Source organism: Leucobacter sp. Psy1, assembly GCF_020096995.1.
Lineage (GTDB): Bacteria > Actinomycetota > Actinomycetes > Actinomycetales > Microbacteriaceae > Leucobacter.
In genome coordinates, this window is the sequence record NZ_CP083692.1 from 1,981,633 (window position 1) to 2,007,642 (window position 26,010).

A 26,010-nucleotide genomic window follows, 5' to 3' on the forward strand; every position below is an offset into this window, starting at 1 on the left:
GGACGCACACCGGACCGCTGCGACCCCAGGGAGGCCCCACATGACCACGACCCCCGACCTCGTCGAGATGCTCTCCGTCATCGACTCGGGCGCCCGCACCAGGGAAGACATCCTCACGGGCCCCGCCCTCCCGACGCCGCACGGCAGATCGTTCGGCGGCCAGGTGCTCGGTCAGGCGATCTCCGCAGCAGGAGGCACCGTAGACGACGCCCTCGAGATCCACTCGATGCACGGCTACTTCCTGCGTCCGGGCGACAGCTCGGAGCGGATGACGTTCGAGGTCGCGCGGCTGCACGACGGGCGATCCTTCTCGACGCGCCGCTCGCAGGCGTATCAGAACGGGGAGGTGCTCATGTCGATGATCGCCTCGTTCCAGCGCCCGGACACCGGCCTCGAGCACCAGGACGCCATCGACATGTCGCTGATCACTCCGCCGGACGAACTCCCGACCGTCTGGGAGACCTACGGCCACCTCGCCGGCTCGGGCCGCGCCTCCTGGGTTCTCAACCGCCCGTTCGACTTCCGGTACGTCGAATCCGACATCATCCTCCGGGTTCCCGAGCGCACGAACCGTCAGCGAGTGTGGATGCGATCCCGCGACACCCTGCCCGCCGGCCACCTGCTCCACTCCGCCGCACTCGCGTTCGCGAGCGACTACCTGCTGCTCGAGCCGATCGCCAGGCAGCACGGCATTCCGTGGGCCACTCCCGGGCTCCGCGTGGCGAGCCTCGACCACTCCATGTGGTTCCATCGCCCATTCCGGGTCGATGAGTGGTTGCTCTACGAACTCGACTCACCGACCTCTCAGGGCGGACGCGGCCTGGCGCACGGCCGGTTCTACAACCAGAGCGGCGCCCTCGTCGCGAGCGTCTCCCAGGAGTCGATGATCCGGCTCCCCGAGGAGTAACCCGCAGATACCGCGGAGGGGCCTCAGCCCCTCCGCATCGACACCGGTTCGTCGCGCCACGGCTCGATCGACGCGCGTGCCTCGTCCGAAAGCCGCTGCGGCCGCAGGGTCTCGCCGTCGACGATCACGATCGTCGTGATCGCACGCGCGACGACCCTGCGCTCCGGGTCACCGTCCAGCACCTCGTAGTGCAGCTCGAGACTCGAACCGCCGAGCTTGCCGATCCACAGCTCCACCGAGATCGGCACGTCACGGTATTCGAGCACGCTGACGAACTCGATCTGCTGGCTCGCGACGAGCATCTTCGGGCCGCCGGGAGTGTCGCCCCTGAAGTGACCCTCCATGCCGTTCCGCTCCCCACCGGTCCCCGGCCAGAACGTGCGCACCCGCGCCTCCTCCAGGTAGCGCGCGTAGGCCACGTTGTTCACGTGGCCGTACGCGTCCTGGTCGCCCCACCGGAGCTCCATCGGGATGATCCATCGCGCCATACGCCGGGCCCGATCAGTCGCGCGTCAGCTTGCGGTAGGTCACGCGCGACGGCTTCGCCGCCTCCGGCCCGAGGCGCTCGACCTTGTTCTCCTCGTACGCCTCGAAGTTGCCCTCGAACCAGTACCAGTTGGCCGGGTTCTCATCGGTGCCCTCGTAGGCGAGAATGTGCGTGGCGATGCGGTCGAGGAACCACCGGTCGTGCGTGATGACCACAGCGCAACCGGGGAACTCGAGCAGGGCATTCTCGAGACTCGTGAGCGTTTCGACGTCGAGGTCGTTCGTCGGCTCGTCGAGCAGGAGGACGTTGCCGCCCTGCTTGAGCGTCAGCGCGAGGTTCAGTCGGTTGCGCTCACCGCCAGAGAGCACGCCGGCCTTCTTCTGCTGGTCGGGTCCCTTGAACCCGAAGGTCGACACGTAGGCCCGCGACGGGATCTCGGTCTTGCCGACCTGGATGTAGTCAAGGCCGTCGGACACGACCTCCCAGACGTTCTTGTCGGGATCGATGCCCCCGCGTGTCTGGTCGACGTAGCTGAGGTGCACCGTGTCGCCGATCTTGAGCTCGCCGCCGTCGAGCGGCTCGATGCCCACGATCGTCTTGAAGAGGGTCGTCTTGCCCACACCGTTCGGACCGATGATGCCGACGATGCCGTTGCGCGGCAGCGAGAACGAAAGACCGTCGATGAGCATCCGATCGCCGAAGCCCTTCTCGAGCCCCTTCGCTTCGAGCACCAGGTTGCCGAGGCGCGGCCCTGCCGGGATCTGGATCTCCTCGAAGTCGAGCTTGCGCGTCCGCTCGGCCTCAGCCGCCATCTCCTCGTACCTGGCGAGACGCGACTTGGACTTCGCCTGACGCCCCTTCGTGTTCGACCTGACCCACTCGAGCTCCTCTTTCAGACGCTTCTGCAGCTTCGCGTCCTTCTTGCCCTGGACCTCGAGACGCGCGGCCTTCTGCTCGAGATAGGTCGAGTAGTTGCCCTCGTACGGGTACAGGCGCCCGCGGTCGACCTCGCAGATCCAGGTCGCGACATGATCGAGGAAGTACCGATCGTGCGTGACGGCCATGACCGCGCCGGGGTACTTCGAGAGGTGCTGCTCGAGCCACAGCACGCTCTCCGCGTCGAGGTGGTTGGTGGGCTCGTCGAGGAGGAGCAGGTCCGGCTTCTCCAGCAGCAGTTTGCAGAGCGCGACGCGACGCTTCTCGCCCCCGGAGAGATGCTTGACGATGGCGTCGGCCGGCGGGCAGCGCAGTGCGTCCATGGCCTGCTCGAGCTGCCCCTCGAGCTCCCAGCCGTCGACGTGGTCGATGGCCTCCTGCAGCTCACCCATCTCGGGGAGGAGCTTGTCGTAATCGGCGTCGGGGTTCGCCATCTCAGCCGAGATCTCGTTGAAGCGGTCCAGCTTCGCCTTGATGTCGCCCACGCCCTGCTCGACGTTCTCGAGCACGGTCTTCTCCTCGTCGAGCTCCGGCTCCTGCATGAGGATGCCGACGGAGTACCCGGGAGTCAGGATCGCCTCACCGTTCGAGGGGGTGTCGAGACCGGCGATGATCTTCAGGATCGTGGACTTACCCGCACCGTTCGGGCCCACCACGCCGATCTTCGCCCCCGGCAGGATCGCCGTCGTCACATCATCGAGGATCACCTTGTCGCCGTGCGCTTTGCGCGCGCGCACCATCTGGAAAATGTACTCAGCCATCCTGCCAGGATACCCTGTCGAGTCGGAGGATCGCCCCGTCACCAGTCGATCGGACGGGTCTCGCCGATCAGGCAGACGTCGTGATCCGGACCGATCGCGGGTTCGGCCTCCGCAGCGAATCCCCGACCCTCAGCAGCGACCTGGCCCAGAAGGCAGTCCGCACCGATGCGCACCGATACGAAGATGCTGTCAGCGGCGTACCCCGTCTTCGACTCGTCGAAGCTCACGCTCATCGCGGCCTTGTCGAAGCCGGCCTCGGCGACGGCGTCGACGATCGGCCGCCCCTCGACCGGACCATCACCTGCGCTGTACTGCCGAAGGACCTCGGTGAAGTACGGGAGGTTCTCCTCCGCGGAGCCATCGGGAACGAACTGCGGCGCGGTCTCGGGTTCCGGCGGCGCGGTGCGCTCGGGGGTTCGAGGGCTCGGCCCTTCGAGCAGGAAGCAACCGGTCAGCGAGGTGAGCGCGGCCGCGACGGCACTCGCCGCCAGCACTCGTCGCACTCCGGAGATACGCCGAAAGCGCGACTCCGTACCCGCCAGAGAACTCTTCACCACGCGATCGAGTCTAGAGGGAAACGCCTGAGCGGCGAACCGCTCTCAATCCGTCCCCAGGCCCGGAGCAGCGGAGAACCCTCGGCAGCTCTCCACAGATCCGCTCTCAGAGCCCCACCCCTTGCGCGCGGCGCGGAGACTGGAAACGGATCGAGCGGAGCGGCCGGCGTGGCGCACCGCTCCGCTCGACCGGCGTCGTGGACGGACTCATCCCCGACGTCGACGCCTTCCCGTTCCCTCCCGGCGCCACGAGACGAGGTTTTCCATGAGCACTCCCATCAGCGTCATCGGCACGATCGCGACCGACCCCCGCTTCATGCATCCGGCGGGTGGAACGCCCCTCTGCTCCTTCCGCGTCGCAAGCAACGACCGTCGTTACGACCGCGAGCAGGGCGCATGGGTGGACGGCGAGACGAACTGGTTCGGGGTGACAGCGTTTCGCGGCCTGGCGGACCACGCGTCTCGGTCTCTGCGAAAGGGGGATCGCGTGGTGGTCGTCGGGCGCCTCCGCATTCGGCGGTGGGAGACCGATGAGCGCTCGGGCACCGCCGTCGAGGTGGATGCCGAGGCGCTCGGTCACGACCTGCGCTGGGGTGTCACCCAGTTCGCGAAACGGATCGGCGCTGCGGCCGACACACCGGATGAGGAGCGTCACCCCCGAACGGAGCCAGCCTCAGACCCGGCGTCGAGCACGGACTCCGCTCCCAGCGCAGCACTTCCGCCGGATCCGGTGGTGACGACTCCGTTCTGAACTCGCCGTGCTCGGTTAGCGCAGATACTCGCTGAACTGGGCCCGGATCTTGTTCACCTTGGGCACGGCGACGGCGAGGCAGTATCCCTGGGTCGGGTTCTTCGCGAAGAAGTCCTGGTGATACTCCTCGGCGCGCGTCACCTCGCCCAGCGGCTCGATCGTCGTCACGATTTCCCCCGGCCACCATTCAGAAGCGCGCTCACGCGCCGCCTCGAAGAGGGCCCGCTGCTCATCATCGGCGGGGAACATCGCCGAGCGGTACTGGGTACCCACATCCGCGCCCTGCCGGTTGAGCTGCGTCGGATCGTGCATGGTGAAGAACGCATCCAGCACGACCTGCGCCGGAAGCTCCGTCTCGTCGAACGTCACCTCGACGGCCTCGGCGTGACCGGTACCGCCCGTGCAAACTGACTCGTAGGTGGGATCGGGGGTCTGCCCGCCGGTGTAGCAGGAGACCACGCTCTCCACGCCGCGCATCTGACGGTAGGCCGCATCGAGGCACCAGAAGCACCCGCCTGCCAGAACGAACGTCGTCGACATCGCTACCGATCCTCTCTCTCGCCCATCCACCAGGTATCGTCCGGTGCGACGGGCATCCGCCGTTTGTGCTCCGTCGCAGTGTACCGCCGCTCGAGGTTCTCGGCGACCGCGGTGTCCACCGTCTCCCCCTGCAGGTAGGCATCGATCTCAGCGTACGTGACTCCGAGGCTCTGCTCGTCGGACTGACCGGGATCATCATCGAGCAGATCGGCGGTGGGGGTCTTCTTCCAGAGCCGATCTGGGGCACCGAGGTGCTCGAGCATGGCGGCACCCTGCCCCTTGGTGAGGCCGGAGAGCGGGAGGACATCCGCTGCCCCATCGCCGTGCTTCGTGTAGAAGCCCGTCACGGCTTCAGCGGCGTGATCGGTGCCGATGACGAGGAGCCCGCGGTCTCCGGCAACCGTGTACTGCGCAACCATGCGCATCCGCGCCTTGACGTTCCCCTTGGTGAAATCGGTGACGGGCGCGCCGCTGCCCTCGGAGACGGCGGCGGTGATCTCGTCGACGGCCGAACCGATCGCGACCGTGATCGCCTCGTCCGGCCGGATGAAGTCGAGCGCCAGACGCGCGTCGTCCTCATCGTGCTGCTCGCGATACGGCAGCCGCACCGCGACGAATCGGGCCTCATGCCCCTCGGAGCGCAGCCGCTCTGCGGCGAGCTGCGTGATCCGGCCTGCGAGTGAGGAGTCCTGTCCGCCCGATATGCCCAGCACGAACCCGCGGGCTCCCGGCACGGACCGCGCATAGTCCACGAGGAACCCGATGCGACGTTCGATCTCCGATTCCGGGTCGATGGCGGGCACGCTGCCGAGCGCGCTGATGATCTGCTGCTGCTCCGTTGACATGGTCTTCACCCTAGTCCCGTCGTGTTTCCGGTGCGTAACCGGTCACTGATCTTCAGCCGACATGAGGCATCGGGGCCCGAGGAGTCCCTTCAGCTCACCGAAGAGGTCCGTCGAGACCCGCACCGAGAACGGGATCTCGAAGACCCGAATTCCTGAAGCGGTCGCGAGGTTCAACCGCACCTCGCTGCTGCCCTGGTGCCGACGCAGCGTCTCCTTGAGGTCGTGCATCAGCGGTTCGGTCGCTCGATGGTCGGCGAGCGAGATCGTGAGGGTCTCATCGTCGTTCTGCGACGAGGTGTCGATCGGCTTCACCCCGTAGGCGTGCATCGACATGCCGTCGTCTCGGGAGTTGACCTTGCCGCGGATGGCGACGATGGTGTCGGGCTGCAGCTGACGCCCGAACTCGGTGTACGACTTGCCCATGAAGAGTGCTTGGATCTCGCCGGTGAAGTCCTCGATCGTGACCATGCCGTAGAGGTTGCCCGACTTCGCGGTGCGGTGCTGCACGCTCGTGAGCAGCCCCGCGACCGTGACGATCTCGCCGTCGAAGTGCGAATCGGGATTCGTGATCTGCTCGACGCTCGCCGACGCTTCTTTGGCGAGCACGGAGTCGAGGCCGCGCAGGGGGTGGTCGGAGACGTAGAGGCCGAGCATCTCGCGCTCGAATGCCAGTTTGTCCTTCTTGGTCCACTCCGGTCGGTCTGGCACCTGAGACTCGGCGACCGTATCGCCGCCCTGTTCGGCAGCTTCTGCGAACAGGCTGTCGAAGTCGAACCCGACGTTCCCGTTCTCCGCGTCCCGCTTCTGCTTCACGGCGCTCTCGACCGCGGTCTCGTGGATCTCCACGAGCGCCCGGCGGGTCGCTCGCATGGTGTCGAACGCTCCGGCTTTGATGAGCGACTCGATGGTGCGCTTGTTCAGCACCGGCATCGGTACCTGCTTCAAGAACTCGTGGAAGGTCTGGAAGTCGCCCTCCCGCTCCCTCGCCTGCCGGATTCCCTCGACAACGTGCACGCCGACGTTCCGGACCGCGCCGAGGCCGAACCTGATGTCGTCCCCGACCGCGGCGAAGTTGACCACGGAGGTGTTGACATCGGGCGGAAGCACCTTGATGCCCATCCGCCGACACTCGTTGAGATAGAGTGCGAGCTTGTCCTTGGAATCGCCGACGCTCGTGAGCAGCGCCGCCATGTACTCGGCCGGATAGTGCGCCTTGAGGTAGGCGGTCCAGTAGCTGACGAGTCCGTATGCGGCGGAGTGCGCCTTGTTGAACGCGTAGTCGGAGAACGGGAGCAGGATGTCCCAGAGCGCCTTGACCGCACCGTCGGAGTATCCACGATCCTTCATTCCTTGCGAGAAGCCGGCGTACTGCTTGTCCAGCTCGGACTTCTTCTTCTTGCCCATTGCGCGCCGCAGAATATCTGCTTGGCCGAGCGAGAACCCCGCGACCTTCTGCGCGATCGACATCACCTGCTCCTGGTAGATGATGAGACCGTAGGTCGTGTCGAGGACGTCGCGCAGCGGTTCCTCGAGCTCCGGGTGGATCGGAGTGATCTCCTGCAAACCGTTCTTGCGGAGAGCGTAATTGGTGTGCGAGTCCGCGCCCATGGGGCCGGGCCGGTACAGCGCGAGCACCGCGGAGATGTCCTCGAAGTTGTCCGGCTTCATGAGGCGCAGCAGGCCGCGCATCGGTCCGCCGTCCAGCTGGAAGACGCCGAGGGTGTCGCCCTTCGCGAGCAGGTCGTACGATGGCTGATCATCCAGCTCGAGCGTCTCGAGGTCGAGGTCCTCCTGGCGGTTCTCACGGATGTTCTCGATCGCATCGGAGATGATCGTCAGGTTGCGGAGCCCGAGGAAGTCCATCTTGATCAGGCCGAGACCCTCGCACGTCGGGTAGTCGAACTGCGTGACGATCTGCCCGTCCTGCTCGCGCTTCTGCAGCGGGATGATGTCGATGAGCGGATCGCTCGACATGATGACGCCCGCAGCGTGCACACCCCACTGGCGCTTCAGCCCCTCGAGCCCGAGCGCGGTGTCGTAGACGAGTTTGGCCTCGGGATCCTCGGCGATGACGGTGCGGAACTCCGCAGCCTCCTTGTACCGCGGATGCTCAGGGTTGGTGATCCCGGCGAGTGGAATGTCCTTCGCCATGACCGCGGGGGGCATGGCCTTCGTCAGCTTCTCCCCCATGCCGAACGGGAAGCCGAGCACGCGGCTCGAGTCCTTGAGGGCCTGCTTGGACTTGATCGTGCCGTAGGTGACGATCTGGGCGACCCGCTCGTCGCCGTACTTCTCCGTCACGTACTTGATGACTTCACCGCGACGGCGATCATCGAAGTCGACGTCGAAGTCGGGCATCGAGACACGATCGGGGTTCAGGAATCGCTCGAAGATGAGTCCGTGCTGCAGAGGGTCGAGGTCGGTGATCCTCATCGCGTAGGCGACCATCGATCCCGCACCTGACCCACGGCCGGGGCCCACCCGGATCCCGTTGTCCTTCGACCAGTTGATGAAGTCGGCGACGACGAGGAAGTACCCGGGGAAGCCCATCTGCACGATGACGCCGATCTCGTACTCGGCCTGCTTGCGCACCTCGTCGGGGATGCCGCTCGGATACCGGTAGTGGAGGCCGCGCTCGACCTCCTTGACGAACCAGCTCTCCTCGGTCTCCCCGTCGGGCACCGGGAAGTTCGGCATGTAGTTCGCCGAGGTGTTGAACTCGGTCGAGCAGCGCTCCGCGATGAGGAGCGTGTTGTCGCAGGCCTCCGGGAAGTCGCGGAAGAGGTGCCGCATCTCGGCGGCGGACTTCACGTAGTAGCCGCTGCCGTTGAACTGGAATCGGTTCGGATCGTCGAGGCGCGACCCCGACTGCACGCACAGCAGCGCCGAGTGCGCCTCGGCGTCGGCCTCGTGCACATAGTGGAGGTCGTTCGTCGCGACGAGCGGGATCTGGAGGTCTTTCGCGAGGCGCAAGAGATCGCTCTGAACCTGCCGCTCGATATCGAGCCCGTGATCCATGAGCTCGCAGAAGAAGTTCTCCTTGCCGAAGATGTCCTGGAACTCGGCGGCGGCCTTGCGGGCCTCGTCGTACTGGCCGAGCCTGAGACGCGTCTGCACCTCTCCGGATGGGCATCCCGTCGTGGCGATGATGCCCTTGCCGTACGTCTGCAACAGCTCGCGGTCCATACGCGGTTTGAAGTAGTACCCCTGGAGCGAGGCGTAACTCGACAGCCGGAACAGGTTGTGCATGCCAGCCGTAGATTCCGACAGCAGCGTCATGTGGGTGTACGCGCCGGCACCCGACACATCATCGCCTGCGCCGTCGCCCCACTTGACGCGGGTGCGGTCGCTGCGGTGGGTACCCGGGGTGAGGTACGCCTCGATCCCGATGATCGGGTTCAGGCCCCGATCCTTCGCCTGCTTCCAGAAATCGAACGCGCCGAACGTGTTGCCGTGGTCAGTGACCGCGATGGCCGGCATGTTCTGCGCCACCACCGCGTCCATGAGATCGCCCACTCGCGCAGCACCATCGAGCATCGAGTACTCGCTGTGGGTGTGGAGATGTACGAAGCTGTCCCGGTTCGCCAATCGCGCTCCTCATTCGTCGCCCCTGGCCTGCCTGGCCGGACCCCACCAGGATACCTCTCGCCCCCGACAGCGCACGACGCGTCTGACACTCGGGCCGCCCGTGCCGAGAACGCAGTTCGTCCGGTTTCACGGCCGCTGAAACCTGACGAAACGCAGTCTCGGCGCGAGGCCACGCCTGCCGGCACGGAGTCTAGAGCCCGGCGCGCTCCGCGCACGGCACGCACCGATCTGCAAACGGCCGCGCCTCGAGGCGGGCCTCGGGAATGTCGCGCCCGCAATCGACGCAGACCCCGTACGTGCAGGCATCCCAGCGCGCGAGCGCGGCGGCGCTCTGCTCGGACTCGTCGATCGCCGCTTCGAGCAGACCGTGCAGACGCGACCACTCGGATGAGAGCGTCACTCCCTCGGGGTCGTGCTCGTCATCGTCGGTTTCGCCAATGCGATCCCGAGTGAGCGCGGCGAGCGCCGCTCGCGTGCGCGCTTCTCGCTCTTGCGCCGCCTCGCGCAGGAGCATCAGGTCGGCTCGAGACGGCCCGCTCAATCGAGTTCGACGACCTCGAACTCGAGCAGATCCGCTCCGCTCGCCACGGGCTTGCGCGGTGCCTCCCCCTCGGGTGCGGCGTGCGCTGCAGTATTCTCTCGGGAGTCACGCCAGGCGATGAAGTCCTCCTCGGTCTCCCACCGGGTGACGACGAAGTATCGGCGTTCGCCCTGCGTCGGCCTGAGGAGCTCGAAGCCGAGGAAACCAGGCGACCCGTCGACCGCGTGCTTGCGGGCGGCGAAGCGCTGCTCGAGTTCGGCACCTGATCCCTCGGGAACAGTGATGGCGTTGATCTTGACGACCGGCATGCGAGTCCTTTCGACGGTGAGCCTGGTATCCCGAGCGTAGACGCTCTGCCAGGGAACGAGGTGTTCGACGCGCATGAGCCCCCGCCGACGACCGGGCAAGATGGACAAGAATCCCGAAGGTTCTACTCCGCGAGTACGTCGAGCGCGTGCTGCAGGTCCGCGGGGTACGTGCTCTCGAATGACACGTACTCCCCGGTAGCCGGGTGGGCGAAGCCGAGGCGCATGGCGTGCAGCCACTGTCGGGAGAGGCCGAGGCGCTCGGAGAGCGTCGGGTCCGCTCCGTACATGGTGTCGCCGACGCAGGGGTGACGTTGCGCGGACATGTGCACGCGGATCTGGTGGGTGCGCCCGGTCTCGAGTTCCACTTCGAGGAGCGTGGCGTACGGGTAGGCCTCGATGGTCTCGTAGTGGGTCACGGATGGCTTCCCGCCCGCCGTGACGGCGAACTTCCACTCGGATCCGGGGTGTCGCCCGATGGGACCCTCGATCGTCCCCGAGAACGGATCCGGGTGCCCCTGCACGACGGCGTGATAGATCTTGTCGACTTCGCGCTCTTTGAACGCGCGTTTGAGGACCGTGTAGGCGTGTTCGCTCTTCGCCACCACCATGAGTCCGCTGGTGCCGGCGTCGAGACGGTGGACGACGCCCTGCCGCTCAGGCGCGCCAGAGGTGGCGATGCGGTAGCCGGCGCCCGCGAGCGCGCCGAGCACGGTCGGCCCGTTCCAGCCGAGCGACGGGTGCGCGGCGACTCCGGCCGGCTTGTCCACCACGACGATGTCGTCGTCATCGTGGACGATGCCGAGTTCGGGCAGGTGCACAGGCACCACCTCTGGACCGCTCTTCGCCTCCCAGCTGACCTCGAGCCATCCGTCGGCCGTGAGCCGATCGGACTTGCCGAGGGGCCGTCCGTCGAGCTGCACCCCGCCGGCTGCCGCGATCTCCGCGGCAGTGCTGCGCGAGAACCCGAGCATCTTCGCGAGCGCGGCATCGGTGCGTTCGCCCACGAGGCCGTCGGGGACGGGGAGACTCCGGTGCTCCATCAGCGCCCCTCCCCGCTGTCCTGCGTTTCAGCGATCTCGGGTTCGGCCTGGGCTGCGGTCTTCCGGGGTCGCGGCGAGCCGTCGATTGGCAGTCCGAGCAGCGTGATGCCGACGAAGAGGATCATGCCAGACACGATGCCGATGTCGGCGACGTTGTAGATCGCGGGCATCATCCACGGTGTGGAGATGAAGTCGATGACGTGCCCCACGGGAAAGCCGGGGTCGCGGATGAGGCGATCGGTGAGGTTGCCGAGCACGCCGCCGAGGAGCAACCCCAGGAAGACCGACCACCAGATCGACCCGAGCCGACGGATCTGCCACACGATCACGCCCGCGACGACCGCGGCCAGGATCGTGAAGATCCAGGTCGCGCCCTCGGCGAAAGAGAACGCCGCCCCAGGGTTCCGCACGAAATGCCACTGGAGCACGTCACCGAGCACCGGAATGGAACGTCCCTCGGGAAGCGAGGTGACGACCCACTGCTTCGTGACCTGGTCGAAGCCGTACCAGACCGCGGCGATCGCGATCAGCAGGAACGGAACCCAGCGGCGACGCGGACGGGTGGGTGCAACCTCGACGTCGACTCCGTCGACGTCACCGCCGATGTCGGCCGATGGGGCTCCGCTCACGCTCCGGGACTACTCGAGGCCCTCGGGGGCACCCGACGGCTCAGGGGAACCGTCGAGCCCGCGCAGCTGCGACTGGATGTACGAGCGGAGCGTGCTCCGGTACTCGCCCTCGAACTCGCGGAGATCCTTGATCTTGGTGCCGATCTCGGCGCGCTCGGTCGAGAGCAGACGCAGTTCGTCGGCGCGCTGCTTCTGCGCCTCCTCGATCAGCTGCTTCGACGTCTCCTGGGCGTCGCGGATCAGCTGATCGCGCTTCTCCTCGCCCTCGTGGATGTGCTTGTCGTGCAGCTCGAGCGCGAGCTGCAGCATGGCGCTCGACTTGATCGCGTCGTTCTGGTTCGAGGAGGACGCCACAGCGGTCTCTGCGGGCGCCGCAGCCGGTGCATCGACGACGATGGTCCGGTCCTCGGCCGCTTCGCGCTCAGGAGCCGCCTCGGTCGTCTGAGCCGCCTTCGCAGCCTCAGTGGCCTGCGCCGCCTCGGCACGGGCTTCTTCGAGCTCACCCGTGAGGCGCTCGATCTGCTCGTTGAGTTCGGCCTTCTCCTGCTCGTGCTGCCGAAGCTCCTCGACGATGGTGTCCAGGAAGTCGTCGACCTGATCCAGGTCGTAACCGTCTCGGAACTTCGTGATCGTGAACTTCTGGTTCACGACGTCTTCAGGTGTCAGTGCCATTCGAGAGTCTCTTTCACTATCGGGATCACTCGGGTGATCGAGTACAACGCTAGCAAACAATCCGCGTTGGTAACCCTATCGGGGCACAGGGATGAATGCGAGCAGGATGATGCAGGCCAGCATGGTCAGGATCCAGCCGAGGTCGAGCGCGATCTGCCCGAGCCTGATCGGAGGGAGGATTCGCCTGAACATCTTGATTGGAGGATCGGTGAGCGTGTAGACCAGTTCCACCAGGACCAGCAACGGCCCGCGGGGCCTGAAGCGCGGGTTGAAGACCCGTACCCAGTCCAGAATGAACCGGCCCCAGAGCACGAACATGTAGATGCGGATGACCAGCCGCAGCGCGAACAGCGTGGAGAAGAGGAGGATGTCCACCGGTGTGCTGGCTCAGGCGGAGGGTGCGACGAAGAACGAACCGCTGTCGTTCGCGGTCTCCGCCTCGTCACCGCTCACCGCGATGTGCTCGGGCGAGAGGAGGAACACCTTGCTCGTCACGCGCTCGATGCGGCCGCGCAGACCCATGGCGAGCCCACTCGCGAAGTCGATGAGCCGCTTGGCCTCGGTGTCGCTCATCTGGGAGAGGTTCAGGATCACGGGAACGCCGTCGCGGAAGTTCTCCGCGATCGATGCCGCGTCGCGGTATGCCGTCGGATGGACCGTCAGGATCTCGTTCATAGCTTGTGCACTCACGGGTTTGGTGGGGGTGACCTTCCGCAGCGGGGTCACCGACGCTCCGCGGTGCGGGTTCGGGCGCTGCGCTTGGCTGGACTGCTGCGGGGCCGTTTCGGCCGCCTGAGGCTTCGGGGTGGGGCTCGCGGATGCGGACTGCTGCTGCTCGAGGTCCTCTTCAGCGAGGCCCAGGAACACCATCGTCTTTTTCAGCGGGTTGCTCATTACTCTTCTCCCAACGGTCCGATACGTTCGAGACTAACCGTGCTCCGGGCGTTTCCCGGTGATTGCGGTGCCGATGCGCAGGTGTGTCGCACCCTCGGCGATCGCCTCGGCGTAGTCGTGGGTCATGCCGGCCGAGATCGCTGTGGCGTTCGGCGCGAGGGTGCGCACCCGATCCGAGTAGCCACGCAGTCGGGCGAAGGCCCTGGCCGGCTCCTCTTCGATGGGGGCGACCGCCATGACGCCGCGCAGGCGCAGCGTCGGCGATTCGAGCACCCGCTCGGCGAGCGCCTCAATCTCGTCTGGGGCAGCGCCCCCGCGACCGGGGTCGTCCGTGAGGTTGATCTGCACGAACGCGTCGATCTCGCGATCACCGTCGGCGAGCGCATCGACGAGACGCTCGCGGTCGATGGAGTGGATCGCGTGCGCGTACCTGGCGGCCTGTCTGGCCTTCTTCGTCTGCAGCTGCCCGACGAAGTGCCACCTGAGGTCGAGATCCGAGAGTTCCTCGGCCTTGGCCTGCGCCTCCTGGTGCCGGTTCTCCCCCACGTCTCGCACGCCGAGAGCCGAGAGCTCCCGGACGAGCGAGGCGGGGTGGAACTTCGTGACGACGATGAGGGTGAGGTCGTCGGGCTCGCGGTCGGCACGGCGCGCCGCATCGGCGATGCCGGCGCGCATGCGCTCCAGACGCTCGGCGAGGCCGGGACCCTCAGCGCTCTCGGTCGACGTCATCGATCAGCGGAGGAACTCGGGGATGTCGAGGTCGAGATCGTCGCCGTCGAACGCGGGATCCGAGATCTGCGACTCCACCGGCGGGTGGGAGATCTCTTCGCTGAAGGACTCGGACTCGGCTGCGGTCGATGCGGCAGCGGCTCCCGCTCCCGTCGCAGCGGCGCCGGCAGCGGCACCCTCGACGGCGGACGGACGCCCCTGCCCCGACGCCTCCTCGAGGGTCTCGACGTGGCTGCCGCGACGGCCTCGCTCGGTGTCGGGCTTCACGGTGGAAGACGAGGGCTCGGTGTCGAAGCCCGCCGCGATGACGGTGACGCGCACCTCGTCGCCGAGCGTGTCGTCGATGACGGTACCGAAGATGATGTTGGCCTCTGGATGGACAACGTCCTGCACCAACGAGGAGGCCTCGTAGATCTCGCTGAGCGCGAGGTTCGACGAGCCCTGGATCGAGAGGAGCACTCCGTGAGCACCCTCGACCGATGCTTCGAGCAGCGGCGAGGCGACTGCCAGCTCAGCCGCTTTGATGGCGCGGTCCGCGCCGCGCGCCGAGCCGATGCCCATGAGTGCCGCGCCCGCGCCCTGCATGACGGACTTCACGTCTGCGAAGTCGAGGTTGATGAGGCCAGGGGTGGTGATCAGGTCGGTGATGCCCTGCACACCGGCGAGCAGCACCTGGTCGGCGGCGGCGAATGCCTCGATCATGCTGATGCCGGGCTCGCTGATCTCGAGCAGCCGGTCGTTCGGCACGACGATGAGCGTGTCGACGGCCTCGCGGAGGGCGTGGACTCCGGCGTCGGCCTGCGCCGCACGGCGCTTGCCCTCGAAGCTGAACGGACGGGTGACGACGCCGATGGTCAGCGCACCCACCGACTTCGCGATGCGCGCCACGACCGGTGCTGCACCGGTGCCGGTGCCACCGCCCTCGCCGGCGGTCACGAAGACCATGTCGGCGCCGGTCAGCGCCTCCTCGATCTCCTCCGCGTGATCCTCGGCCGCACGTCGGCCGACCTCGGGGTCGGCGCCGGCGCCGAGCCCGCGCGTGAGCTCGCGCCCGACATCGAGCTTCACGTCGGCGTCGCTCAGCAGCAACGCCTGCGCATCGGTGTTGACGGCGATGAACTCGACGCCGCGCAGGCCGAGCTCGATCATTCGGTTGACGGCGTTGACGCCGCCGCCGCCGACGCCGACGACCTTGATCACCGCGAGATAGTTCTGGTTCGCTGACACCTGGGTCCTCCCCCTCAACCTTCACCCTCTACTTTAAGGTGAAAGTTAGTATTCGGGTATACATTGACAGCCCCCAAACTACGGTCTGCGCGCCCGATTCGCGAAGAGACACACCGGCGCGTCGCGACTCGTCAGCGAAAACTCCGGAAGAACGCTCAGCGGAAGACCGGGCCCTCGGTCGACGACACGTCGATGACCTCGACGTCCTTGTCCGCGAGCGCGCTGAGCATCGACTCGAGCACCTCGACCTTGCGGTTGGTCTTCGTCGCCTCGCCCCAGATGACCTCGATGCCGTTGTCAAGGTCGAAACTCAGGTTCTGCGCACTCGTCGCTGAGGCCGAAGAGATGCGTGAGCGCAGGTCGGCGGGCATGTCGCGCAGCACCGTCGCCGCTGACGCATAGGTCTCCGAGGCCACGTTGCTGAGCCCGTCGGTGGCGAGCGGGACCCCCTCAGGGCGCTCCTCGGTGCGGTCGAGCAGCACCCCTGCCGGATCGTAGAGCTCGAAGCGGTCGTCGCGATCGACGGCGAGGACAGGGGTGCGCTCCTCGATGCGCACGACGAGCGTGTGCGGCGGGACGCGCTCAACCCCGTAGCGCTGGATCAGCGGGAACGGCTCGAGGGCGCGATGGATCTCGCGATCCTCGACGAGCGCGAGGGGGACGCCGGAGAATCGCTCGAGTGCTCCCTCGATCTCCTCCTGGGAGACCTGGGACGCGCCGTCCACCCGGATGTCCTGCACCGCCATCAGCGGCGTGAAGACCCCGACGACGACCGTGAGCGCGAGCACTCCGACCGCGCCGAGTGCGATGAGCCAGTTGCGCCGACGCCGACGCGCCTGCACCGAGAAACGACGCTGCTCGCGGCGTTCCTGCCGCTTCCGGCGACGGCGGGCGCGACGCACCTCCCGACCTGCCGCGCGGACGGGGTCGGGCTCGGAGCGGAACCGCTCGCGCGCCCGCTCGATCACTCCGACCCGCTCCGACGCTGGAGTCAGCTCGGTCGATGGTGCTCCGGAACGGGCGAGTCGCGCCTCAGCGAGATCCACCGTCTCGGCGGATGGCGCGCTCTCGGGCGAGCGCATGGCGTCGCGCACCGCACGGCCGACCGCGGTTCCGTCGTCCGCCGACCGTCCAGCGGCACGCTCTGCGCCGCGTTCAGGCGGGGCCGTGTCATCGGGCGGCTGCTCGCCTGAGCGCCGCGAGAATCGTCCGAGCAGCCCACGAGGCTCGGCCTCTTCCGCGTTGACGCGATCCGGTTCCTCCGGATCGGCGCCGCGCTCGAAACCTCCCGGACGCTTCACGACGTCTCAGACTCGAATCGGTTGCGCAGCGCTGAGACCACTTGGGGAATGATCTGGTAGACGGTTCCGCAACTCATCGTCACCATGACGTCGCCGGGACGAGCCAGTTCGGCGAGGTAGTCCGCGGCGCGCTGCCAGTCATCGATGTAAGCGACGCGGCTCGGATCGGAGAAATCGTTCGAGACGAGCGCGCCCGTGACGTCCGGCACCGGATCCTCGCGCGCACCGTCCACCTCGAGCACGACCGTGTGATCGGCGCCGTGCTCCAGCACCTCCGCGAACTCTCGGTGGAAGTGCCTCGTGCGGCTGTACAGGTGGGGTTGGTGGATCGCGATGAGCCTGCCCTCCCCCACGACGGCTCGCGCCGAATCGAGAAGCGCCTCGACCTCCGTCGGGTGGTGCGCGTAGTCGTCGTAGACGCGCACCCCGGAGACCTCGGCGTGGAACTCGAACCTCCGCTTGGTCCCGGCGAAACCGCCGAGGGCGTCGAGCGCGGCCTGTGGCTCGAATCCGAGCGCCGTCAGCACCGCCAGCGCGCCGACCGCGTTCACTGCGTTGTGGCGGCCGAAGACCGGCAGCCCTCCGGTGTACGCCGCCCCGTCGATCTCGACCGTGAACCGGACGGGACCGGAGTCGTCGATGCCGGTGATCCTGACGTCGGCGTCCTCGGCCTCGCCGAACGTGCGGATCGGGGTTGCGAGACCGGAGGCTCGGAGCGCGGCGAGCACCTCACCAGCGCCGGCGTCATCGGCGGAGATGACCACCTGCTCGCTGGCACCGCTCGCGAAGTCGACGAACGCCCGCATGAACGCCTCTCGAGAGCCGTAGAAGTCGAGGTGCTCGGGGTCCACATTCGTGATCAGCGCGATCGCGGTGTCGTACAGCAGGAACGATCCGTCGGACTCATCGGCTTCGATGACGAACAGATCGTCCCCGCCCGGCGCGGCACTCACACCGAGGGACTCGATGACACCGCCATTCACGAACGAGGGGTCCGCGCCGAGGCCGAGGAGTCCGGTCACGAGCATGCCGGTCGAGGTGGTTTTACCGTGCGCTCCGGCGACGGAGACGACCCGGCGTCCCCTGGCGAGCCAGGCGAGTGCCTGCGAGCGGTGGAGAACGGGAAGACCGTGCTCGAGCGCGAAGCGGTACTCGGGGTTGTCCTGCCAGAGTGCACCCGTGACTACGATCGCCTCGGCGTCGCCCACGTGAGCGGCATCATGGCCGATCGAGACGGTGATCCCGAGTTCGCGGAGGGCTCTCGTGTTGTAGTTCTCGCTCCGGTCAGAACCGGAGACCGCCACGCCAGCGGCGTGCATCATGCGGGCGATACCGCTCATTCCCGAACCGCCGATACCGACGAAGTGCACCCGCTCCAGGTGGCCGGGAAGCTCCATCTCGAGGTCTGGGTAGATCATGGGTCCTCCTAGCGGGGCAATCGACTCTCCAGGGTACCGCGGCATCGCCGGGAACCGCGCTCAGGCTGCGCGGATCGCCTCATCCACCAGATCCAACAGCTGTTCGGTCCCGTCGAGCCGTCCCGCGGAGCGGGACCTCTCGGACATGTCGGCAAGGCGCGAATCGTCGCCGAGGAGCGGGATCAGCGTGTCGCGCACCCACGCGCTCGTGAGTTCACCGTCCTCGACGAGCAGCGCTCCGCCTGCCGAGACGGTTCCAGCGGCGTTGAACCGCTGCTCGCCGTTCCCGACCGCGTACGGCACGAACACCGCGGGGATCCCGAGTCCTGAGATCTCGCTCACGGTCGTCGACCCGGCGCGCGACACCACGAGGTCGCACGCCGCGAACGCGAGGTCCATCCGGTCGCAGTAGGTGATCACCGAGTACCCGTCGACTCCGGGATCCTCGACCTCGGTGAGGCCGCCCCAGACGTGCAGCACCTGCACGCCAGCCGCGACGATGTCGGACGCTGACCGCGAAATCCCCTGGTTCAGGGCGCGAGCGCCGAGCGATCCGCCGGTCACGAGGAGCGTCGTCCGATCGGGATCGAGGCCGAAGTGCTCGCGCGCCTCGCGCTGGAGCGCCGCGCGATCGAGCTGCGCGACCTCCGGCCTGAGCGGCATACCCGTCACCCGCGCTCCGCGAATCGGCGTCCCCGCGAACGTCACGCCGACGTACGGGGTGCTCCGCGCGCCCCAGCGATTGGCGAGGCCCGGCTTGGCGTTCGCCTCGTGGATCACGACCGGCACCCCCTCGGCACGGCCCGCACGGTACGCGGGAGCCGAGGCGTAGCCACCGAACCCCACCACGACGTCGACGCCGCGCTTGCGGATGAGTGTCCGCACCTCCCCCACCGCGCGGCGGAACCGCAGCGGGAAGCGGAGCGCGTCGAGGTTGGGGCGCCGAGGGAACGGGAGCCTCGCGATGGTTTGGAGCTCGTATCCACGCTCGGGCACGAGCCGCGCTTCGAGTCCCTCTCTCGTGCCGAGCACGACGATGTCAGCCCCCGGCTCTCTGGCGCGGATCAGGTCGGCGAGCGCGAGGAGCGGGTTCACGTGCCCGGCAGTACCGCCTCCGGCGAGCAGATAGGTGGTCATGCGGTGGATCCTCCTCCGTGGGGCGACTGCGCCGCCAGTTCGGCCTGATACTGCGCGGTGTCCCGCGCGACGGACACCGCCACTCCCATGGCGAGCAGACAGGCGATCAGCGCGGTTCCGCCCGAGCTGATGAGCGGGAGCGGAACGCCGAGCACCGGGAAGATACCGATGACGACGCCGATGTTCACGAACGCCTGACCGACGATCCAGACCATGATGCCGCCGACGACTGCGCGGCCGAACCGGTCACGCGCACGGGCGATGACCCGCATGAGCGCGATGGCGAGGGCAATGAAGAGCACGATGATGAGCAGAGCACCGATCATGCCGAGTTCCTCGCCGATGATCGCGAAGATGTAGTCGTCCTCCGCAGCGGGCAGCCAGGACCACTTGGCCTTCGACCCGCCGAGCCCCACCCCGAACATGCCGCCGCCCGCGAGCGCCCAGAGGCCGTGCAGCGGCTGCCAGTCCAGTCCGCTGTAGTCGCCGCCGTCGCTCCGAATGCGGGCGAGACGGTTGGGACTCGAGAGAACGAAGAACAGGGTCGCCGCGACGGCGCCGCCCGCGATCACACCGAGCGACTTCCAGCTCGTCCCGGCGAAGAACATCGCCCCGAAGACGGTGACGCCCATGATCATGGTGGTGCCGAGGTCGTGGCCGAGCAGGACCAGTCCGAGCGCGATGATCGAACCGGGCAGGATGACCGGGATCAGTTCGTGCCTCATCTGCCCGAGCAACGGTTCCTTCCGTGCGAGCACTGTCCCGATCCACACGATGAGCGCGAGCTTCAGCACCTCGGAAGGCTGCGCCCCGATACCGCCGATCTGCACCCAGTTCCTGTTCCCCCACACTTCCACCCCGAGCGGGGTGAATACGAGGGTCTGCAGCGCGAGTCCCAGCGCGAAGAGCCACCAGGCCCAGCGCTTCCAGAACGAGAGCGGCATCGCCGCCGCGATGAACATGAGCGGGACGCCGATGACCGCGTAGGTGAACTGCCGCCAGAATCCGCCGAAGAACCCCTGGTCGTCCAGGTACGAGGAGATCGAGGACGAGGAGAGCACCATGATGAGCCCGATGCCCACCAGGAGGAAGGTGATCGAGTAGATGAGGGCGACCGTCGGATCGGCCGCGAGCCGCATGCCCGCGAGCCGAATGCGGGCGCGCCCGCCGGCGCCGCTAGCCGATGTCGCCGTCCGCGGACTGGTCATCCGCCTCACCTCCGCCGAGACCGCGGACGGCGTGCTGGAAGCGCCGTCCCCGATCCGCATAGTCCGAGAACTGGTCCATCGAAGCGGCGGCCGGCGACAGGAGCACGGTGTCCCCCGGTCCGGCGATGCGGCGCGCGGCCGACACCGCAGCGTCCATGACCGTTCCGGCGTCGCCGTGGGCGACCTCCGTCACGGGTACTCCTGGCGCGTGCCGCTCGAGCGCTGCGAGCACCTCGGCCCGCTCGACGCCGATCACGACCGCTCCGCGCAGCCTGCGCGCGTGCGTACGGACGAGGTCGTCGATGTCGACGCCCTTGAGCAGCCCGCCGACCATCCACACCACGCGGTCGAGCGCCTGCAGCGAGGCGTTCGCGGCGTGCGCGTTCGTCGCCTTCGAATCGTCGATCCAGGTGACGCCCTCGATCGTCGCGACGAGCTCGGAACGGTGCGGGTCAGGGGTGAAGGCGAGCACCGCGGCAGCGATCTCGGACGGCTCCACACCCCGAGCGCGTGCGAGGGCGGCGGCCGCGAGGATGTCCTGCACGATGTGCGGGGCCCCGAGGCCACGGTTGCGCAGCTCGTCGAGCGAGACGAGCTCGTACGCGTTGTCGCGTCGCTCTGCGTGGAAGCCACGGTCGACGAGCAGGCCCTCGACGACGCCGAATCCGCTCGGCGGCGGCACGTCGAGGCCGAAGCTGATGGCGCGCGCCCCCTCGACGACGTCGGCCTCCTCGACCATCTGCTCTGTGGCGCGATCCGCGCGGTTGTACACGCAGGCGACCTGGGTGCCCGCGTAGACCTTCGCCTTCGCTGCCCGATACGCTTCAGCGCTGCCGTGCCAGTCGAGGTGATCGTCAGCGATGTTCAGGCAGACCGACGCATACGGCGAGATCTCGCCGAGACGGTCGAGCTGAAAGCTGGAGAGCTCCACGACGATGGCGTCGTACCCCTCCGGGTCGCGGACGGCGTCGAGGATGGGGGTGCCGATGTTGCCGGCCGGCGTCGCCCGCAGCCCGCCGGCGACGAGCATGTGGGCGGTGAGCTGCGTCGTCGTGGTCTTGCCGTTGGTCCCGGTGATGCAGATCCAATCCGCGATGCGATCGGTCTTGTCGCGCAGTCGCCAACCCAGTTCGATGTCGCCCCAGACGACAGTGCCCCGGTCGGCGGCCCATGTCGTGAGCGGGTGATCCGGCCGGTATCCAGGCGACACCACCACGAGCTCGGGGTCGAACGCTCGCAGATCCTCGAGCTGCGCCGCGTCGCCCTCGAGCGTGATGCGCTCGGCGCCGATGACGTCGAGCAGCCGTTCGCGATCGGGATCGGGTTTCCCGGAGATGACGCGCACGCGCGCGCCGAGCTCGACGAGCGTGTCGGCGACGGAGAACCCGGTGACGCCGAGACCGAGCACGGCGACCCGCAGCCCGGACCAGTCGTGGTGCCAGCTGCTGAGTGCGAGCACCCGCTCGCGCGCTGCCACCGTCATTGCGCCAGCACCCACTCGGCGTAGAAGAGGCCGACGCCCGCCATGACGCACACTCCTGCGATGATCCAGAATCTGACGACCACCGTGACCTCCGCCCATCCCTTGAGCTCAAAGTGGTGGTGGATGGGGCTCATGAGGAAGATACGTTTGCCCTTCGTGACCTTGAAATAGGCCCGCTGCAGAATGACCGAGCCGACCTCGATGATGAACAGACCGCCGAGCAGGACGAGCAGGAGCTCGGTGCGGCTCAGGATCGCGAGTGCCGCGATCGCGCCACCGAGGCCGAATGAACCGGTGTCGCCCATGTAGATGTGCGCCGGACTCGTGTTCCACCAGAGGAAGCCGATGAGGCCCCCCACGAAGGCCGCCGAGACGACGGCGAGATCCATCGGATCGCGCACGAGGTAGCAGCCGGGCTCCGCGACCGTCGCGAAGCAGCGCTGAGAGTTCTGCCAGAATCCGATCACGAGATAGGCGCTGAAGACGAGGATCGATGCGCCGCCGGCGAGACCGTCCAGACCGTCGGTCAAGTTGACGCCGTTCGTGGCCGAGGTCACGATCGCGATGATCCAGATGAGGAACAGTCCGATGCCGGCGACCACGCCGAGCGACATGAAGTCGAACCCGAGGTCGCGGAAGAGCGAGATCTCGGTGGAGGCCGGAGTCAGCCCGAGACGGTTCGGAAAGTTCAGCGCGAGCAAACCGAAGGCGATCGAGACCACGATCGTGCCGATGATCTTCGACCATCCGCCGAGTCCGAGCGACTGCTGCTTGCGCACCTTGAGGTAGTCGTCGATGAAACCGATCGCCGCGCATCCGACGGCGAGCAGCAGCACCAGCATGGCGGAGATCGACGGCGTCTCGCGCATGAGCAGCTTCGCGCCGAAGTAGGCGACCACAGTGCCCGAGATGAAGATGAGCCCGCCCATCGTCGGCGTGCCGCGCCGCGAGTGGTGCGACTGCGGACCGTCCTCGCGGATGAACTGGCCCCAGCGCAGTCGACGGAACCCGCGGATGAACAGCGGAGTCAGGAACAGCGAGTACAGCATGGAGATGCCGCCCGCGACGAGCAGTGCGATCATGCGAACGCCTCCCCCAGTCGGTCGCCGAGCAGGCGCAGGCCCGCCGCATTCGACGACTTGACGAGCACCGTGTCGTGCGGCCGCAGGGTCTCCATCAGGTAGTCGTAGGCCGCATCCTGCTCCTCGAAGAACACGCTCTCACCGTCCCAGGAACCCTCGTTGATCGCGCTGATGTGCAGACGTCGCGCTTCGGCGCCGACCACCACGACCTCCGAGATGCCGAGCCGCACGGCCTGCAGGCCGATCCGATCGTGCTCCTCGCCGGAGAACTCGCCCAGCTCGCTCATGGCGCCCAATACGGCGACGGTGCGTCCCTCTGGCCGCGCGATCTGCGCGAGGGTACGCAGCGCGGCGCTCATGGAATCGGGGCTCGCGTTGTAGGCGTCGTTGATGATGACGGTGCCGTCGCGGCCGCCCATGACCTCCATGCGCCAGCGCGCGGCGACGGTCGTCGCCTCGAGCGCGGCGACCACGTCGGCGAGTCCCAGACCGAGCTCGAGCGCGACGGCCGTCGCGGCGAGTGCGTTCATGACGTGGTGCTCGCCGAGCACGCGGAAGAAGACCGGGTGCGACTCACCTGCGGCATGCAGCGTGAACCGGGTTCCCTCGGCGCTCGAGGTCACGTCGACGGCGCGCACGTCGGCGTCGTCGCTCAGGCCGAACCAGAGCACGCGCGCCCGGGTGAGCTGCGCCATCTGCGCCACCCGCGGATCGTCGCGGTTCAACACCGCGACCGCCGTTTCGGGCAGCCCGGTGACCATCTCGCTCTTCGCGCGGAACGTCTGCTCGATCCCGCCGAACTCGCCCGCGTGGGCGAGACCGACCGACAGGACCACGCCGATGTGCGGCGGCGCCATCGCGGTGAGGCGGGCGATCTCGCCCATACCGCTCGCACCCATCTCGGCGACGAGGGTCTCGGTCTCCTCGGTCACCCGGAGCATCGTGAGCGGCCCGCCGACCTCGTTGTTGAAGGACTTCTCCGACGCCACTGTCGGTCCGAGCCGTTCCGCCATCGAGCGCACGAGGTTCTTGGTCGTGGTCTTGCCGTTGGAGCCGGTGATGCCGACGATCCGCAGCCGGCCGAGCGCATTCACACGCCGTACGACCTCGGTCGCGAGCGCGCCGAGGGCGGTCGTCGCGTCATCGACGATGATCTGCGCGACACGGTCGTCGACCTCGCGCTCGGCGACAACGAGTGCCGCTCCGCGGTCGATCGCCTGACCGATGAAGCGGTGCCCATCGGTCTCGTCACCCCGTCTGGCGAAGAAGATTTCTCCGGATTGGACGATCCGGGAGTCCGTCTGGGAGATGCCGGACACCGTGGATTCCGGCCCGGAGCCATCGGCACCTGGAACGATCCGGCCGCCCAGCGCGGCGGCGATGTCAGCGAGTGTGAGTGTGATCACGAAAGGAGTCCTGCCTCGCGGAGGGCTCCGCGTACTTCTTCGCGAGCAGAGTAGGGAAGCTGCTGCCCGTCGACTTCCTGGTAGTCCTCATGCCCTGGACCAGCGTACAGAATAACGTCTTCGGGACCGGCGAGCGAAACGGCGGTGCGAATCGCGGCGCGCGGATCCGGCACCTCCATGATCTCGGCTCGTCCGCCGAGCTGCGCCCCCGCGATCAGCTGCGCGCGGATTTCCGCGGGATCCTCGGTGCGCGGGTGGTAGTCGCAGATGATGAGGATGTCGGCGCCCGCGGCCGCGATGCGTCCCATCTCTTCCCGTTTTGTCGTGTCGCGGTCGCCGTCGGCCCCGAACATGAAGATGATCCGCCCGGTCGCCACCTCGTCGAGCGCGTCGAGCATGGCCGTGAAGCTGCCAGGGGTGTGACCGTAGTCGACGTAGAAGTGCGGGCCGGTTCCCTCGGCGCTCACGCGCTCGAGGCGTCCGGGAATGTACACGGGGATCAGGCCGCGGTCGAGCCCCGCTGCGACCCGCTCGACCGAGATCCCCGCCTCGTGGAGCATGATGAGTGCGAGCGCCGCGTTCTCGGCCATGAACCGTCCGAACACGGGTACACGACCGGTGAACCGCACGCTCCCCGGCCCCTGCAGCACGAAGGAGACTCCCTCGAGATCCTGTCGGGTGATGGCCATGTGCCAGTCGGCTTCATGCCCGTACTCGGTGGCGAGAGTCACGACGGGGATCCGCGACTCCCGCGCCATGCGTACCCCGTACGGCGAGTCGACGACGACGACGCCGCGTCGGGCATGTTCGGGGGTGAAGAGCTGCTGCTTGGCGGCGAAGTACGTCTCGAGGTCTCCGAAGTCGTCGAGATGGTCCTGCGAGAAATTGTTGAACGCCACGACATCGAACGTGACACCGTCGATGCGGCGCCGCGCCGTCGCGTGGGCCGAGACCTCGAGCGACACCGCCTCGACGCCCTCCTCCGACATGCGGGCGAGCAGTCCGTGCAGCTCGGGGCTCTCCGGGCTGGTGAGCGTGCTGGTCACGACCGACTCCCCGACCCGTCGCTCGGCCGTCGAGCTCAGTCCCGTCTTCAGCTCAGCTGCACGGAGCAGGATATCGAGCAGATACACGACGCTCGTCTTACCATTCGTGCCCGTGACGCCGAAAGTGAGCGCCGAGAACTCGTCGGTTCCGAACACGAACGCGGCGACGTCCCCGAGGATATCCCTCACCGGATCGCGCGTGACCAGCACGGGGAAGTCGACGTCGGAGGCGATCTCCGCGCCTGCCGCGTCCGTGAGCATGGCGACAGCACCGCTCTCCCGCGCGCGTCCGGCGAACTCCGCCCCGTGCCGCCGCGCACCTGGCACCCCGACGTACAGGTCTCCGGCCACCACGTCGCGCGTGCTCATGGCCACACCGGTCACCTCGAGCCCCGCGAGCGCGTCGGCGCTCGTCAGGTCGAATCGATCCGCCACCCGCGCGAGCGGGGTGGCACGGGGCCGCGCCGGGCGAATGCCGGGGGCTGGGTCGATGCTCACGTCGTGGTCCTCCAGGGCTTGA

Annotated in this window: 25 protein-coding genes; 2 read left to right on the top strand and 23 right to left on the bottom strand. The window is 67.5% G+C overall.

All coding sequences use genetic code 11. The features are described from left to right. The first annotated feature begins 40 nt into the window (after window positions 1-40). Window positions 41-907: an acyl-CoA thioesterase II gene (locus K8P10_RS09290; protein WP_224778651.1), complete on the top strand. Its 867-nt coding sequence runs from the start codon at window positions 41-43 to the stop codon at window positions 905-907. A 23-nt stretch (window positions 908-930) separates the two neighbouring features. On the opposite strand, the gene K8P10_RS09295 is transcribed toward K8P10_RS09290, so the two are convergent. The 3 genes from K8P10_RS09295 to K8P10_RS09305 are packed head-to-tail and all read right to left on the bottom strand — an operon-like array spanning window position 931 to window position 3,648. Then, window positions 931-1,374 (bottom strand): thioesterase family protein, encoded by a 444-nt coding sequence (locus tag K8P10_RS09295; RefSeq protein WP_224778652.1) that lies wholly within the window; start codon window positions 1,372-1,374, stop codon window positions 931-933. A 34-nt stretch (window positions 1,375-1,408) separates the two neighbouring features. After that, window positions 1,409-3,091 (bottom strand): energy-dependent translational throttle protein EttA, encoded by a 1,683-nt coding sequence (ettA, locus tag K8P10_RS09300; protein ID WP_224778653.1) that lies wholly within the window; start codon window positions 3,089-3,091, stop codon window positions 1,409-1,411. Window positions 3,092-3,129: 38 nt separating this feature from the next. Beyond that, on the bottom strand, window positions 3,130-3,648 hold the full coding sequence (locus tag K8P10_RS09305) for a hypothetical protein (RefSeq protein WP_224778654.1): 519 nt from the start codon (window positions 3,646-3,648) through the stop codon (window positions 3,130-3,132). 262 nt (window positions 3,649-3,910) lie between these two features. Between K8P10_RS09305 and K8P10_RS09310 the strand changes: the two genes are divergently transcribed. Continuing rightward, the gene (locus K8P10_RS09310; protein ID WP_224778655.1) at window positions 3,911-4,396 is read left to right on the top strand and encodes a single-stranded DNA-binding protein; all 486 of its coding nucleotides are present in this window, start codon (window positions 3,911-3,913) and stop codon (window positions 4,394-4,396) included. A 15-nt stretch (window positions 4,397-4,411) separates the two neighbouring features. On the opposite strand, the gene msrA is transcribed toward K8P10_RS09310, so the two are convergent. From msrA to K8P10_RS09410, 20 genes are all read right to left on the bottom strand, one after another. Beyond that, window positions 4,412-4,936: a peptide-methionine (S)-S-oxide reductase MsrA gene (gene msrA / locus K8P10_RS09315; RefSeq protein ID WP_224778656.1), complete on the bottom strand. Its 525-nt coding sequence runs from the start codon at window positions 4,934-4,936 to the stop codon at window positions 4,412-4,414. 2 nt (window positions 4,937-4,938) lie between these two features. After that, window positions 4,939-5,781: an ammonia-dependent NAD(+) synthetase gene (gene nadE, locus K8P10_RS09320; RefSeq protein WP_224778657.1), complete on the bottom strand. Its 843-nt coding sequence runs from the start codon at window positions 5,779-5,781 to the stop codon at window positions 4,939-4,941. A 42-nt stretch (window positions 5,782-5,823) separates the two neighbouring features. Further along, window positions 5,824-9,318, bottom strand: a complete 3,495-nt coding sequence (gene dnaE, locus K8P10_RS09325) for a DNA polymerase III subunit alpha (RefSeq protein WP_370632005.1) — start codon at window positions 9,316-9,318, stop codon at window positions 5,824-5,826. Between the two features lie 241 nt (window positions 9,319-9,559). Further along, a complete protein-coding gene (locus K8P10_RS09330) occupies window positions 9,560-9,910 on the bottom strand; it encodes a TraR/DksA C4-type zinc finger protein (protein ID WP_224778659.1) in 351 nt (116 codons plus the stop codon). After that, window positions 9,907-10,218: an antibiotic biosynthesis monooxygenase gene (locus K8P10_RS09335; protein WP_224781257.1), complete on the bottom strand. Its 312-nt coding sequence runs from the start codon at window positions 10,216-10,218 to the stop codon at window positions 9,907-9,909. The genes K8P10_RS09330 and K8P10_RS09335 overlap by 4 nt, the downstream gene beginning before the upstream one ends. 122 nt (window positions 10,219-10,340) lie before the next feature. Next, window positions 10,341-11,258: an RluA family pseudouridine synthase gene (locus tag K8P10_RS09340; protein WP_224778660.1), complete on the bottom strand. Its 918-nt coding sequence runs from the start codon at window positions 11,256-11,258 to the stop codon at window positions 10,341-10,343. After that, window positions 11,258-11,887 (bottom strand): signal peptidase II, encoded by a 630-nt coding sequence (lspA, locus tag K8P10_RS09345; RefSeq protein WP_224778661.1) that lies wholly within the window; start codon window positions 11,885-11,887, stop codon window positions 11,258-11,260. Before lspA ends, K8P10_RS09340 begins: the two co-directional genes overlap by 1 nt. 9 nt (window positions 11,888-11,896) lie before the next feature. Beyond that, the gene (locus K8P10_RS09350) at window positions 11,897-12,559 is read right to left on the bottom strand and encodes a DivIVA domain-containing protein (RefSeq protein WP_224778662.1); all 663 of its coding nucleotides are present in this window, start codon (window positions 12,557-12,559) and stop codon (window positions 11,897-11,899) included. 75 nt (window positions 12,560-12,634) lie between these two features. After that, window positions 12,635-12,934: a YggT family protein gene (locus K8P10_RS09355; protein WP_224778663.1), complete on the bottom strand. Its 300-nt coding sequence runs from the start codon at window positions 12,932-12,934 to the stop codon at window positions 12,635-12,637. Between the two features lie 12 nt (window positions 12,935-12,946). Beyond that, window positions 12,947-13,453 (bottom strand): cell division protein SepF, encoded by a 507-nt coding sequence (locus K8P10_RS09360; RefSeq protein WP_224778664.1) that lies wholly within the window; start codon window positions 13,451-13,453, stop codon window positions 12,947-12,949. 33 nt (window positions 13,454-13,486) lie between these two features. Then, on the bottom strand, window positions 13,487-14,182 hold the full coding sequence (locus tag K8P10_RS09365; RefSeq protein ID WP_224778665.1) for a YggS family pyridoxal phosphate-dependent enzyme: 696 nt from the start codon (window positions 14,180-14,182) through the stop codon (window positions 13,487-13,489). A 3-nt stretch (window positions 14,183-14,185) separates the two neighbouring features. Continuing rightward, a complete protein-coding gene (gene ftsZ / locus K8P10_RS09370) occupies window positions 14,186-15,409 on the bottom strand; it encodes a cell division protein FtsZ (protein ID WP_224778666.1) in 1,224 nt (407 codons plus the stop codon). Between the two features lie 155 nt (window positions 15,410-15,564). Then, window positions 15,565-16,710 carry an FtsQ-type POTRA domain-containing protein gene (locus tag K8P10_RS09375; protein WP_224778667.1) on the bottom strand — a complete coding sequence of 382 codons (1,146 nt, stop codon included), beginning with the start codon at window positions 16,708-16,710 and terminating at the stop codon, window positions 15,565-15,567. Beyond that, window positions 16,707-18,128: a UDP-N-acetylmuramate--L-alanine ligase gene (gene murC, locus K8P10_RS09380; RefSeq protein WP_224778668.1), complete on the bottom strand. Its 1,422-nt coding sequence runs from the start codon at window positions 18,126-18,128 to the stop codon at window positions 16,707-16,709. Before murC ends, K8P10_RS09375 begins: the two co-directional genes overlap by 4 nt. 60 nt (window positions 18,129-18,188) lie before the next feature. Continuing rightward, window positions 18,189-19,265 carry a glycosyltransferase gene (locus K8P10_RS09385; RefSeq protein WP_224778669.1) on the bottom strand — a complete coding sequence of 359 codons (1,077 nt, stop codon included), beginning with the start codon at window positions 19,263-19,265 and terminating at the stop codon, window positions 18,189-18,191. Next, window positions 19,262-20,473, bottom strand: coding sequence for an FtsW/RodA/SpoVE family cell cycle protein (locus tag K8P10_RS09390; protein ID WP_224778670.1), 1,212 nt, complete (start codon window positions 20,471-20,473; stop codon window positions 19,262-19,264). Before K8P10_RS09390 ends, K8P10_RS09385 begins: the two co-directional genes overlap by 4 nt. Beyond that, window positions 20,442-21,956, bottom strand: coding sequence for a UDP-N-acetylmuramoyl-L-alanine--D-glutamate ligase (murD, locus tag K8P10_RS09395; RefSeq protein ID WP_224778671.1), 1,515 nt, complete (start codon window positions 21,954-21,956; stop codon window positions 20,442-20,444). The genes K8P10_RS09390 and murD overlap by 32 nt, the downstream gene beginning before the upstream one ends. After that, window positions 21,953-23,038, bottom strand: coding sequence for a phospho-N-acetylmuramoyl-pentapeptide-transferase (gene mraY / locus K8P10_RS09400; RefSeq protein ID WP_224778672.1), 1,086 nt, complete (start codon window positions 23,036-23,038; stop codon window positions 21,953-21,955). Before mraY ends, murD begins: the two co-directional genes overlap by 4 nt. Continuing rightward, window positions 23,035-24,444, bottom strand: coding sequence for a UDP-N-acetylmuramoyl-tripeptide--D-alanyl-D-alanine ligase (gene murF, locus K8P10_RS09405; protein ID WP_224778673.1), 1,410 nt, complete (start codon window positions 24,442-24,444; stop codon window positions 23,035-23,037). Before murF ends, mraY begins: the two co-directional genes overlap by 4 nt. Continuing rightward, the gene (locus K8P10_RS09410; RefSeq protein ID WP_224778674.1) at window positions 24,441-25,988 is read right to left on the bottom strand and encodes a Mur ligase family protein; all 1,548 of its coding nucleotides are present in this window, start codon (window positions 25,986-25,988) and stop codon (window positions 24,441-24,443) included. The genes murF and K8P10_RS09410 overlap by 4 nt, the downstream gene beginning before the upstream one ends. Window positions 25,989-26,010: the final 22 nt, after the last annotated feature.